At 58.4% G+C, this 13,204-nt stretch carries 9 protein-coding genes and 1 pseudogene; 3 read left to right on the top strand and 7 right to left on the bottom strand.

Features of this window, described 5'->3' with window-relative positions:
- Positions 1-147: 147 nt before the first annotated feature.
- The gene (locus ACA068_RS15930) at positions 148-2,649 is read left to right on the top strand and encodes an autotransporter outer membrane beta-barrel domain-containing protein (protein WP_497303060.1); all 2,502 of its coding nucleotides are present in this window, start codon (positions 148-150) and stop codon (positions 2,647-2,649) included.
- Between the two features lie 66 nt (positions 2,650-2,715).
- Here the strand turns inward: ACA068_RS15930 and ACA068_RS15925 are convergent, their stop codons facing one another.
- The 6 genes and pseudogenes from ACA068_RS15925 to ACA068_RS15900 all read right to left on the bottom strand — a co-directional run bounded on the left by ACA068_RS15925 (position 2,716) and on the right by ACA068_RS15900 (position 10,207).
- The gene (locus ACA068_RS15925; protein WP_497303059.1) at positions 2,716-3,174 is read right to left on the bottom strand and encodes a hypothetical protein; all 459 of its coding nucleotides are present in this window, start codon (positions 3,172-3,174) and stop codon (positions 2,716-2,718) included.
- A 337-nt stretch (positions 3,175-3,511) separates the two neighbouring features.
- A pseudogene (locus ACA068_RS15920) lies at positions 3,512-4,077 on the bottom strand (AraC family transcriptional regulator); the annotation flags it as partial.
- 57 nt (positions 4,078-4,134) lie between these two features.
- On the bottom strand, positions 4,135-4,776 hold the full coding sequence (locus ACA068_RS15915; RefSeq protein WP_497303057.1) for a DUF1345 domain-containing protein: 642 nt from the start codon (positions 4,774-4,776) through the stop codon (positions 4,135-4,137).
- Between the two features lie 87 nt (positions 4,777-4,863).
- Positions 4,864-5,781: a hypothetical protein gene (locus tag ACA068_RS15910; protein ID WP_497303055.1), complete on the bottom strand. Its 918-nt coding sequence runs from the start codon at positions 5,779-5,781 to the stop codon at positions 4,864-4,866.
- A gap of 155 nt (positions 5,782-5,936) precedes the next feature.
- Entirely contained in the window at positions 5,937-9,035 is a 3,099-nt protein-coding gene (locus ACA068_RS15905) for a multidrug efflux RND transporter permease subunit (RefSeq protein WP_497303053.1), read from the bottom strand.
- A gap of 14 nt (positions 9,036-9,049) precedes the next feature.
- The gene (locus tag ACA068_RS15900; protein WP_497303052.1) at positions 9,050-10,207 is read right to left on the bottom strand and encodes an efflux RND transporter periplasmic adaptor subunit; all 1,158 of its coding nucleotides are present in this window, start codon (positions 10,205-10,207) and stop codon (positions 9,050-9,052) included.
- 267 nt (positions 10,208-10,474) lie between these two features.
- Here ACA068_RS15900 and ACA068_RS15895 point away from each other — a divergent pair, with 267 nt between their 5' ends.
- Both ACA068_RS15895 and ACA068_RS15890 read left to right on the top strand, forming a co-directional pair.
- Positions 10,475-11,176, top strand: a complete 702-nt coding sequence (locus ACA068_RS15895) for a response regulator (RefSeq protein ID WP_497303050.1) — start codon at positions 10,475-10,477, stop codon at positions 11,174-11,176.
- Positions 11,177-11,180: 4 nt separating this feature from the next.
- Complete coding sequence (locus ACA068_RS15890) at positions 11,181-12,482, top strand: ATP-binding protein (RefSeq protein WP_497303048.1); 1,302 nt, start codon at positions 11,181-11,183, stop codon at positions 12,480-12,482.
- Between the two features lie 72 nt (positions 12,483-12,554).
- Here ACA068_RS15890 and pncA read toward each other — a convergent pair whose 3' ends face one another.
- On the bottom strand, positions 12,555-13,184 hold the full coding sequence (gene pncA / locus ACA068_RS15885; protein ID WP_497303047.1) for a bifunctional nicotinamidase/pyrazinamidase: 630 nt from the start codon (positions 13,182-13,184) through the stop codon (positions 12,555-12,557).
- Positions 13,185-13,204: the final 20 nt, after the last annotated feature.

Raw genomic sequence — 13,204 nt, 5'->3', positions numbered from 1 at the left:
TCTGGCGGCCGTTTCAGTCCGGCTCGCGCACTGTTTGAGTCGGAAACTCGTTCCTGACGGAATGCAATCGAGTAGGACTTAACTATGTGGTCAAAGACGCAACTTCCATTCTCAAAACAATCGATCGGCCTCTGGACATTTTCGTTTATGTCCCTCGTATTAAATTCTTCATTGGTTCAGGGTGCCACCGTTCCAACGGGCACCAGCCAGTCTATCGACTCCAATACTCCTCTCGAAAACTGGCAATTAGAAGCCAACGCCACACTGATCGGTTCCGGTGCCGCAACGCTCGGTATCACCAGTTCTGCGGGAGGAACGATCAACTTGACTAACTCGAGCACCACCTCTGCAGGCGAAGGTGGTTTTGCCCAGGGTATTTTCCTGACCAACGCCAACGCCACGCTGAGCAATTCAACGGTCACCAGTGTTTCGGGCATCGGCATGTCGGCCGTGCGTGGAGTCTCAAGTGTCGGCGGTTCTACAGTAACCCTGCGTGACCAGTCTGTTGTTCGAGGCTTGCAAGGCGGGATTGCGGGTAACCGTTTCAGTGAAATCAACGTTCAGAATTCGACCGTAGAAGGGACGGGCGCCAACAGTTTTGGGATTCGTTTGCTCGAGGGTGCGTTGTCTGCCAGCGGTAGCACGATTACCGGTGGTCGAAACGGCTTGACCGTGGGGACTGACACACAGGCATCAGCGATCATTCCAACAACGATCGTGCTGGACAGAACTCGGGTAGAGGGCAAGAGTGGTTCGGCCATTGTTGTCGGCATCAATGCGCCGAATTTCCCCACCGTGGCCAACATCGAAGTACGCAATGGTTCGAGCCTGATCGCGGGTAACAATACGATTCTTGAAGTCGGCCCAGGTGCCTCGGCCGGTTTTCTGGTTGATAACAGTAACTTGACTGGCAACGTCGTGGTTGCGCCAGGCAGTTCGGCCAACGTTACCTTGCAAAACAATGCGTCGTTGACCGGTGATTTACAGAACGTCACCTCTGCAACCCTCAACAATCGCGCCAGTATGACTGGCAATGTGTTGGGCGCCTCAAACGTGTTAGTCAACAATGCATCGACGGTTACCGGCAATTTTCAAGGTGTCATCAATGCAACGATCAACAATCAGAGCGTGATGACGGGAGACGTGGTGGGCGCCTCAAGTGTGGTGGTCGATCACGCATCCACGGTCAACGGCAACTTTCAAGATGTAGCCAATGTAACGATCAACAACCAAAGCGTGATGATCGGGAATATCAGGGCTGGCGCTGAAAGTGTTTCCAGCCTGACGCTGGATAACGGTGCCAACTTGACGGGGCAGGTGACTGTAGCCAACTTCTCCATCAGCAATCAGGCGCTGTGGCAAATGACCGACAGCCAGTCGGTTAACAATCTCACGCTCAACAATGGCGGCAGGGTGCGGCTTGGAGGGGATCAGGAATACTTTCAGCTGAACGTGGCCAATCTGTCGGGCAGCGGCACGTTTGAGATTGGTACCGATTTCAACAAGCGTATCAGCGGTCTGGTGAACGTCACCGAAAGCGCTGCCGGCGATCATCAGTTGCGGGTGTCCAGCACAGGCCTTGATCCGGTCATTGATTCGTCGATCAAGGTGGTGCAGAGCGTTGCAGGAAGTGCTCAGTACGCCCTCGTAAACGGTCGGGTCGATGTCGGGGCATTTACTTACCGCCTGGTCAAGGAAGGTAATGACTGGTACCTGCAACCCGATAAAACGGTAGTCAGTACTCCGACCCGTGCGGTCATGGCGATTTCCGCCGTAGCGCCTACGGTGATCTATGGCGAGACCGTTTTATTGAACAACCGGATGGGGGATCTTCGCGTCAACGGTGGGCAAACAGGGGGATGGGTCCGCTCTTTCGGTAGTCAATACAGCATCAGCAACAATGCCTACGGTAATGGTTACACCCAGAATCAGTATGGGTTTTCCATGGGGGTCGACACCCCGGTACAGATTGCAGGCGAGCGAGTATTGCTGGGTGTTTTTGCCGGCTACAGTAAGTCGAACCTCGACTTGAGTCTCGGCAGTTCCGGTGAGATCGATAGTACGTCCATCGGCCTATACGGTACCTGGCTCGGCGATAGCGGCTACTACCTGGATACCGTGGCCAAACTCAATCATTTCCGCAACGATGCAAAGGTGACGATGAGCGACGGCAGGCAAACCAAGGGTCATTACGACAACCTGGGCGCGAGTGCATCGGTCGAGTTTGGTAAACACATCGACATCATGGACGGGTATTACGCAGAAGTGTTTACCCAATGGCAAGCAGCCTCCGTGCAAGGCAAGGACTTCAGTCTGGATAATGGTTTGAAGGCTGACGCCGACACGACGCGTTCCATGCTTGGAAAGGCAGGCGTAACCCTGGGACGGGGTATGACACTGTCCAACGGTAGCGTACTGCAACCGCACATTCGGGCAGCCTTCGTTCATGAGTTCGTGAAAAACAATGAAGTACGGGTCAACGATAACAAGTTCAACAATGACCTGTCGGGCCGCCGGTTGGAAGTCGGGGCAGGGGCCTCGTGGACATTGAATGATCGCTGGCAACTCCATGCTGAACTGGATACCAGTAAAGGCGACAATGTCACTAAGGACTTTGGCGTGAACATGGGGGCTCATTACACGTTCTGAGTGTTAAATAAAAAGGGAAGCTTTGGCTTCCCTTTTTATTGCCCTTTTTGTTGATGCCAAATTGGACTATCCCGCTTTCAGTACCTGAAAGTTGCCCTTGAGAAGAAAGGTCTTTCCGTCGGTGTCTGGCAATTCGAGGTCGACTTTGAAGCTGCCCTTGACATGTTCTCCCACGGGCGCTTCCAGCCCGATGCTGCCCGAAATACCTTCGTAGATTGTGTTGTCCGCATCTTTGAAGCTGAAGCTAACATCGTCGCGACTTTTCAATGCGTATTCGCCCGCGGCGAAGTCTGCGGGAATGGAGATATGCAGCTCCCGAGCAGGCAAGCTTTTCGCTTTTGTTTTTGAGGCTGGCCGGTGGATTGCAGTAATTAACACTGCTTCAGTTTGTTTTACGCCCGCTTTGACCCTCTCGATCAGTCGGGATGTGGCAATAAACTCTGGAACTTCTTTATCAGTTGCGAAAGCAGAGGCGGTGACGTAGTTGCCGTCTGCAAAGCTGGTGCGTTTGATCACAGCGTTCATGGATTCGGTCTCCGTTACGGTAAGTAAGGTATCCAAAGGCCATGTTCGGCCCTAATCCTGGATGAACTATAAAAGCCTGTTATTGAACAGGTTGTAAACTGTCATTGTTGACAGTTTACAAGGGCTGGCAGTTGTGAAATCAATCACAAAATGATCGTGCTAGATGTCTGCTGATATGTGCTTATAGCCGCTCGCGGCTATACCGCGACCGGCAACCAGACTGAACAAAGCTACAGCACGCTCCTGCCTCTATTGAAATACGCCCGCATGGGGAAAGTGGGGGACATGACAGCGGGTCCGTAGATGATCCTGGGAGCTGATCCTCGCAAAGGCTGCGTCAAACGTCTGGAAGATTTGAGCAGCGCCTGCGGTATAGCGCCGGCGTGAAACCATAAGCCCGGATGAACCAGCGGCCCAAATGGCTCTGGTCGGCAAAGCCCTATTCCATCGCCACGGTAGCTGGTTGCTCGCCACGGGCCAGCATTCGCCGGGCCGAAGCCAGGCGCAATTGCACCAGATAGGCGTGGGGCGCCAAGCCATAGGCGGCCTTGAAGGCGCGGTCTGGCGGACGATCTTCAGTTCGCCGCCATGCAGGGCTTGAAAGGCCAGGATGGTGGCGTGGGCCAGTCGCGTATCGCTGGACAACGTGCTGGCGAAACTCAATTGGCTGTTGTCGGGCGCATTTTCGAACACCGCACTCAGTTCCCGCTGCAACCACTGCGGGTCGAGGTACAGCATGCGGTAGGTAAAGCCTGCTTCGGTGGGCGCCTCGCCATCGTGGATGTCCCCCGGCTCAAGCAAAAACACCTTGCCCGGTGTGCTCTGATGCCTGGCACGCCGGCAATTGAACTGCTGGACACCTTGCTCGGTCACGCCCACCAGGTAGCGGTCATGCCTGTGCGGATGCTAACAAATTTAACGCCCGCGCCGGGAACGATGACTAGAACGTTTGTGCAGCGGTCAGCCAAACAACCCGGCTGCGATGTTGATCGAGAACCCGAGAATGGCTGTGTTGAACAGAAAACCGATCAATGATTGCGCCAGCACAATCTTGCGCATACTCCGAGTCGCCACGCCCACATCCGACGTCTGCACCGCCACGCCGATGGTGAAAGAAAAATACAGAAAGTCCCAATAGTTGGGCGTTTCCAGTCCTTCTGCGAAACGCAACGCCAAGTCTTTGCCGTTCCAGGTGTAGAACAGACGCGCGTAATGCACGCTGAAAATCACCCCGATCAGCAGCCATGAACCGATGACCGTCAGCGCGGTGAAGCCGTAATGCAGGAGCTTGTGGGTGGTTTCCAGGTCCTTGCTGCCGGCCAGTTCAAAGGTGATGGTCGCGAGGCTGGCAAGCGCGGCAATGCACACCACGAATAACACCAGCCCGGCGTTTTCGTCTTCGATCTCGGCAATGCGCTTTACATCCGAGGCCTTGGCGCGGGCGGCGAGCCAGAACATCAGGATCAGGTAAGTCCAGACGCCGATGTTCCAGCCAATCAGGATTTTGCTGATGATCGAATCGGCCGGAGCCAGAATGCCTGCCGCAACACCGAGGGTGGCGGCGGCCGACAGGCGAGGGTGGCTGCGGGCGAGGAAGGGCATGAAGACTCACGGTCAGGGGCTTTGCAGCACCATAGCCCTGCCGTGAGTGATGCAGCAAGTGGGGGTTTTTACCTTTTATCAAAATGCTCAGGACGGACGCTTTGTGCCGTCGAAATGGAACACGCCTTTTTGCACATGGATGGTTTTTGACCCGTCGGAGAGTTCGGCTTCGAAATCGATGGAACCCGTCAAGGCTCCCTCGGATGAACCCACCGGTGGGACGGAGTTGAGCCGGAGCTTCCCGTCGATGGATAAGTAACTCCGAATCCCGGAGGCATCAAAATCGATGTGCATCGCCCGAACTTCAGCACTGTCCCGGGTGAGTGTGTATTCCTTGTTGGTCTCTAACGTATCGGCGACAAACAGGACGATGACGGCATTCGGGGAGCCGGGTTGTTTGGACCAGGCCCACCAATGCGCAACTGGAAAATTGGTGTCGTTACCAGGTCTCGCGGTCAGGTCAAACTCAACAGCGCTGTAATTTTTCGTGAGCTCGCCGTCTTGAATGTCAGCGGTGAAGCTCCCGGTCGCTTTGCGTTCCATCGACCCCATTAGGCTTGGGTCGAAGCCTTCAAGGTCGAACCCGCCTTCGGTCACAGTAACGATTTGTTCCTCTGTCTCGAACACGAAGGTGGCGGTGGCATGCTCGGTGTTTTCGTCGATGGTAAAAGTCAAACGGCCCGACGTGGCTGTGAACGCCTTGGCGCCCGGTCCATTGAGCTCCCAAAAGGTCGCCTTGACCGTCTTCGGGTTGCCAAAGTCGTCATCAATTTCATAAACCTTGTCCGTTACAGCTCCCTCATCAGGAATGATGATGTCGAGATCGAAAAAACGGAGTTCGTCTTCCTCAACGTTATGGGTGGCCATTGCATACCAGCGACCGTCACCGGGGTCTTTGTATAATTTCATTTTTTTTTCGTCGCCCACAAAATTTCCGCGCTCACCGATATATGCGGTGTACGTTCCGGTAGTGGCGTTTGGTGTACGACTGGCTGGTTTTTTCATCTGGGCATTCCTTCGCTGAGGGTTCATCTCGTGCTCAACGACGTCGTCGAGCGTTGAACCCAGCGTAAAGAGGAATGCAAACCCCGTGAACTGTAAGATCTGTCAGTTCACGGGGCTGTATTGGCTTAAAAAATGCGGTTTATAGAATGAATGGTTCAGTCCGTCTTCTTTAAACGTTTAACCCACTTCATCACCACCACAAAAAACACCGGCACAAACACCACCGCCAGCGTCGCCGTGATCATCCCGCCAATCACCCCGGTGCCGATCGCTTGCTGACTCGCCGAACTGGCCCCGGTCGCAATCGCCAACGGCACCACACCCAGAATGAATGCCAGCGACGTCATCACAATCGGCCGCAGTCGCAGGCGCGCGGCTTGCAGCGTGGCGTCGATCAAGTCATGCCCTTCGTCGTACAGGCTCTTGGCGAATTCGATGATCAGGATCGCGTTCTTCGCCGACAGGCCAATGATGGTGATCAGCCCGACCTTGAAGAACACGTCGTTGGGCATCCCGCGAAAGGTCACGGCGAGCACGGCGCCGAGCACACCCAGCGGCACCACCAGCAGCACCGACGTCGGAATCGACCAACTTTCATACAACGCCGCCAGACACAGGAACACGATCAACAGCGACAGCCCGAGCAGAATCGGTGCCTGACTGCCGGACAAGCGTTCCTGCAACGACAACCCTGTCCACTCCTGACCCAACCCTGCCGGGCCGAGCGCAACCAGCCGCTCGATTTCCGCCATGGCTTCGCCGGTGCTGTGGCCAGGCGACGGCTCGCCGGAAATGCTGATCGCCGGGTAGCCGTTATAACGGGTCAATTGCGCCGGGCCCTGGGTCCATTTCGCCTGGACAAAGGCCGACAACGGCACCATTTTTCCGGCATCGTTACGCACGTGGATCTTCAGCAGATCGGCCACCTGACTGCGCTGATCGCCTTCAGCCTGAACCACCACCCGTTGCATCCGCCCCTGATTGGGGAAGTCGTTGATGTAAGCCGAGCCGACCGCCGTGGACAGCACGTTGCCAATGTCGGCAAAGGACACGCCCAACGCGTTGGCCTGTTTGCGGTCAACTTCCAGCTGCACTTGCGGTGCTTCGGCCAGCGCGCTTTCGCGCACGTTCATCAGGATTGGGCTTTTCTCGGCGGCGGCGAGCAATTCGCTGCGCGCTTTCATCAGCGTGGCATGACCGAGGCCGCCACGGTCCTGCAAGCGAAACTCGAAGCCGCTGGAGGTGCCCAGACCGTCAACCGGCGGTGGCAGCACCGAGAAGGCCACCGCTTCTTTTATTTGGCTCAGCGCAATGTTGGCGCGGTCGGCAATCGAACTCGCCGAGTCGTCGCTGCCCCGATCCGACCAATCCTTCAACGTGGTAAACGCCAACGCGGCGTTCTGCCCGCTGCCGGAAAAACTGAAACCGAGAATCACTGTGCTGTCGCCGACGCCCGGTTCCGTGGCGTTGTGAGCTTCTATCTGCTCCACGACCTGCACCGTGCGGTTTTTGCTCGCACCCGGTGGTAGCTGAATGTCGGTGATGGTGTAGCCCTGATCCTCCACCGGCAGGAACGAGGAGGGCAGGCGACTGAAGCACAGGCCCAGGCCGATCAGTAGCACGCCGTAGATCAGCAGATAACGGCCCGTGCGTTTCAGTGCATAGGCCACCCAACCTTGATAACACTCGGTCAAACGATCGAAACCACGGTTGAACCAACCAAAGAAGCCGCTCTTTTCGTGGTGCTCGCCCTTGGCAATCGGCTTGAGCAGCGTCGCGCACAACGCCGGGGTCAAGGTCAGCGCAAGGAACGCCGAGAACAGGATCGAGGTGGCCATCGACAGCGAGAACTGTCGGTAAATCACCCCGACCGAGCCCTGCATGAACGCCATAGGAATGAACACCGCCACCAGCACCAGGGTGATGCCGATGATCGCCCCGGTAATCTGCTTCATGGCCTTGCGCGTCGCCTCTTTGGGCGACAGGCCCTCGGTGGCCATGATCCGTTCGACGTTTTCCACCACCACGATGGCGTCGTCCACCAGAATGCCGATGGCCAGGACCATGCCGAACATGGTCAGCACGTTGATCGAGAACCCCAGCGCCAACATGGTCGCAAACGTGCCCATCAGCGCCACCGGCACCACCAGCGTCGGGATCAGCGTGTAGCGGATGTTCTGCAGGAACAGGAACATCACCGCAAACACCAGTAGCATCGCCTCGCCGAGGGTGTAAACCACTTTCGTGATCGAGACTTTGACGAACGGTGAAGTGTCGTAAGGAATCTTGTATTCCACGTTCGCCGGGAAGTAGCGCGCCAGTTCATCCATCTTCGCTCGCACCAGGGTCGCGGTGCTCAGCGCATTGGCGCCCGGCGCCAACTGCACGCTGACGGCGGTGGAGGGTTTGCCGTTCAGGCGCGTGCCGAACTGATATTCCTGGCTGCCGATCTCGACCCGCGCCACGTCCTTGATGCGCACGGTGGAACCGTCGGGGTTAGCTTTGAGGACGATGTCGGCAAATTCTTCCGGCGTCGACAATTGACCTTTCACCAGAATGGTCGCGGTGATTTCCTGGGTGGTGCGTGTCGGCAAATCGCCGATGCTGCCGGCCGAGACCTGGGCGTTCTGCGCGACGATGGCGGCGTTGACGTCGGCTGGGGTCAGGTTGAAACCGATCAACTTCTGCGGGTCGATCCAGATGCGCATCGCCCGTTCGGCGCCATACAACTGGGCCTTGCCGACGCCGTCCAGACGCTTGATCTCGTTCATCACGTTGCGCGCCAGGTAATCACTGAGCGCCACATCGTCGAGCTTGCCGTCGCTGGAGGTCAGGGTGATCAGCAACAGGAAACCGGCGGAAACTTTCTCCACCTGCAAGCCTTGCTGATTGACCGCTTGCGGCAGGCGCGACTCCACCACTTTCAGGCGATTCTGCACATCGACTTGAGCCATCTCCGGGTTGGTGCCCGGCTGGAAGGTGGCCTTGATCGTCGCGCTGCCCAGGCTGCTCTGGGATTCGAAATACAGCAGATGATCGGCGCCGTTGAGCTCTTCCTCGATCAGGCTGACCACGCTCTCGTCGATGGTCTGCGCCGAAGCGCCGGGGTACACGGCGTAGATTTCGATCTGCGGCGGCGCGACGTCGGGGTATTGCGCCACCGGCAACTGAGGAATGGCCAATGCACCGGCCAGCAGGATGAATAGAGCAACCACCCAGGCGAACACCGGGCGATCGATAAAGAACTGCGGCATAAAAAGCGTCCTGCTTACTGACCAGAAACCTGGGCAAGTGGAAGAGGGGTGTTGTCGACTTGGACTTTTTCACCGGGCTTGGCGTGTTGCAGGCCTTCGGTGACGATGCGGTCGCCGGGTTTGAGGCCGCCGGTGACGATCCAGCGATCGTTCTGTACCGCGCCCAGTTCTACCGTTTGCTGGCCGACACGCTGCTCGGCGTCAATCAACAGCACTTGGGCAATACCGGCGCTGTCACGCTGAATGGCTCGCTGCGGCACGCTGATGCCTTGCTGATTGACGGCTTGTTCGAGGCGCACACGCACGAAGCTGCCCGGCAGCAAATCGAGGTCCGGGTTGGGGAATTCGCTGCGCACGATGATCTGGCCGGTGCCCGGGTCGACGGTGATGTCGGTGAACAGCAGCTTGCCCGGCAGCGGGTAGAGGCTGCCGTCATCCTGAATCAGCGTGGCTTTGGCCTGGCCCTGGCCCACTTCCTTTAGCTGGCCGGAGCGGAAGGCACGGCGCAAGTCGTTGAGTTCGCGGGTCGATTGGGTCAGGTCGGCATGAATCGGGTTCAACTGCTGAATCAGTGCCAGTGGCGTGGTTTCGTTCTGCCCGACCAGCGCACCTTCGGTCACCAGCGCACGGCCGATGCGCCCGGAAATCGGTGCAGTGACAGTGGCGTAACCGAGGTTGAGCTTCGCCCGGTCCACAGCGGCTTTGCTGGCGGCGACATCGGCGGCGGTTTGCCGGGCACTGGCTCGGGCGTTGTCGTAATCCTGGCCACTGATGGCGTTGCCTTCGATCAACTGGGCGTAACGCTGTTCCTGCAGTTTGGCCTGGAACGCGTTGGCTTCAGCCTTGCGCAGTGCAGCTTCGGCGCTGTCGAGGTCAGCCTTGAAGGGCGCCGGGTCGATACGGAACAGCACATCGCCTTTTTTGACGTCGCTGCCTTCGCGAAAGGTGCGTTGCAACACGACGCCGGCGACCCGGGCGCGGACTTCGGCAATCCGTGGCGCGGCAATCCGCCCGCTCAGTTCGCTGGTGATCGACAAGGGCCGGGCTTCGACGGTTTCGACACGAACCGTGGCCAGTGGCGCCTGCTCTTCGGCGTTCGAGGACTTGCCACAAGCGCTCAGCGTCAACGCCAGCGCCATCAGGCTGAGCTTGGCAAGCAGGTTCTTTGACATGTAATTACCCCAATAATGACTGCCCGCATCCTACGGGGAGGCGAGGAGAGTAGCGGTGAAGCTTTGTTGGTGCTGTGTGAAATTGTGTAAGGGTTTTGCTCACGGGCGTGCGGGGGCGTATATCCTTGGCCGCTTGAAACTTTTTGCGCCTGTCATGCCGCCTTCGCGGGCAAGCCTCGCTCCTACAACTAATCGCATTCCCCTGTAGGAGCGAGGCTTGCCCGCGAAGAGGCCCTAAAGGTCGCCACTGCACTTTCTGGAACACCCATGCCCAACATCCTCCTGGTCGAAGACGACACCGCGCTCTCCGAACTGATTGCCAGCTACCTGGAACGCAATGGCTATTGCGTCAGCGTGATCAGCCGTGGCGACCACGTGCGCGAGCGGGCTCGGGTCAATCCGCCGGATCTGGTCATCCTCGACCTGATGCTGCCGGGGCTTGATGGCCTGCAAGTCTGCCGCTTGCTGCGGGCGGATTCGGCCACGCTGCCGATCCTGATGCTCACCGCCCGCGACGACAGCCACGACCAGGTACTGGGCCTGGAGATGGGCGCCGACGATTACGTCACCAAACCCTGCGAGCCCCGCGTGCTGCTGGCCCGCGTGCGCACGCTGTTGCGCCGCAGCAGCCTCGGTGAACCGCAGACCGCCAACGACCGCATCCTCATGGGCAATCTGTGCATCGACCTGTCCGAGCGCACCGTGATCTGGCGCGAGCAACTGGTCGAACTGTCCAGCGGTGAATACAACCTGCTGGTGGTGCTGGCCCGGCATGCCGGCGAAGTGCTGAGCCGCGACCAGATCCTGCAACGCCTGCGCGGCATCGAATTCAACGGCACTGACCGCTCGGTGGACGTGGCGATTTCCAAGCTGCGGCGCAAGTTCGACGACCACGCGGGCGAGGCGCGCAAGATCAAGACCGTGTGGGGCAAGGGCTACCTGTTCAGCCGCTCCGAGTGGGAATGCTGAGACGATGTTCAGGATCCTGTTTCGCCTGTACCTGGTGACCATCGTCTCGTTCAGTGCGGCGATCTACCTGGTGCCGGACCTGGTGATCAAGGTGTTCCATGAACGGTTCGTCACCTACAACCTCGATTATTCGCGCGGGCTGCAAACCCTCATCGTCAAACAGTTCCACACTGTGCCCGAAACGCAGTGGCCGGCGCTGGCGAGCGAGATGGACAAGGAATTCGCCCCGCTGCGTATCGTCCTCACCCGCTATGACGACCCCGGTTTCACACTCGACGAACGCCAGCGTTTGCAGCGAGGCGAGAACGTCGTGCGCATCGGCGACTGGGGCTGGCGCACACTCGCCGTGGCGCCGCTTAACCAGCAGAGCGTTGTCGAAATGGTCGTGCCGCCGGACCCGATGGACGTCAGCCTGTTGTACTGGAGCATCAACGTCCTGATCGGCGCGACCATGCTCGCCTGCCTGTTGCTGTGGCTGCGTCCGCACTGGCGGGACCTGGAGCGCCTCAAAGGCACCGCCGAACGTTTCGGCAAAGGCCATCTCGGCGAGCGCACGCAGATTTCCCCACACTCCAACATCGGCAGCCTGGCCAACGTCTTCGACACCATGGCCAGCGATATCGAAAACCTGCTCAACCAGCAGCGCGACCTGCTCAACGCCGTTTCCCACGAACTGCGCACACCGCTGACGCGCCTGGACTTCGGCCTGGCCCTGGCGCTGTCCGACGACTTGCCGGCCGCCAGTCGCGAGCGGCTGCAAGGGCTGGTCGCGCACATTCGTGAATTGGATGAGTTGGTCCTGGAGTTGCTGTCCTACAGCCGACTGCAAAACCCGGCACAGTTGCCTGAGCAGGTCGAAGTGTCGCTGGATGAGTTTATCGACAGCATTCTGGGCAGCGTCGATGAAGAACTGGATTCGCCGGACATCGTGATCGACGTGCTGCTTCATGGGCAACTTGAGCGCTTCGTGCTGGACCCACGACTGACGGCTCGCGCCATTCAAAACCTGCTGCGCAATGCCATGCGCTATTGCGAAAAGCGCATTCAGATTGGCGTAAAGGTTTGCCCTAAAGGCTGTGAAATCTGGGTGGATGACGACGGCATCGGCATTCCCGATGATGAGCGCGAACGGATCTTTGAACCGTTCTATCGGTTGGACCGCAGCCGCGACCGCGCAACGGGCGGGTTTGGTCTGGGGCTGGCGATCAGTCGCCGGGCGCTGGAAGCGCAGGGTGGGACGCTGACGGTGGAGCCTTCGCCATTGGGTGGTGCGCGATTCCGTTTGTGGCTGCCCACTTCAGCCTGACGCACGCGATGTAGCAGATGCCCTGTGGTGAGGGGATAAATCCCCTCACCACAGGGCATCTGCTACAGGGGGTTAGCCTGGTAGTTCTGTGGAGGGAATCAATCCGACCCCAGCCACTTGCATACGCTCGATCGCCGCCGCCAATGATCCGTCCAGATCAATCGCCCGGCACGCATCCATTACCACAAACGCATTGAACCCTGCCGCCCGTGCATCCAGCGCCGAGAACATCACGCAAAAATCCAGTGCGAGTCCGACGAGGTAAACGGTGTCGATGCCGCGTTCTTTCAAATAGCCGGCCAGCCCGGTGGTGGTCGTGCGATCCGCTTCCAGAAACGCCGAATAACTGTCGATGTCCGGGTTGCAGCCCTTGCGAATGATCAGTTGCGCGTGAGGCAAGTCCAGATCCTTGTGGAACTCGGCCCCTTTCGTCGCCCGGACACAATGATCCGGCCACAGTGTTTGCGGGCCGTAAGGCAGCTCGATGACCTCGTAAGGCTTGCGGCCGGGATGGCTTGAAGCGAATGAGGCGTGGCCGGGCGGGTGCCAGTCCTGGGCGATGATGACCTGTTTGAACTGGCCACCGAGGCGGTTGATCAAGGGTACGATCAGGTCGCCCTCAGGCACCGGCAGCTGGCCACCGGGGATGAAGTCGTTCTGTACGTCGATGACCAGCAAGGCTGTGCGAGAAGCGATTGGCATGGGTAGGTTCCTCCTTGGAA

This window comes from Pseudomonas sp. LBUM1660 (assembly GCF_059695935.1).
Note: the sequence above shows the minus strand (reverse complement) of the source record. Positions and strands in the feature narration are given on the sequence as shown.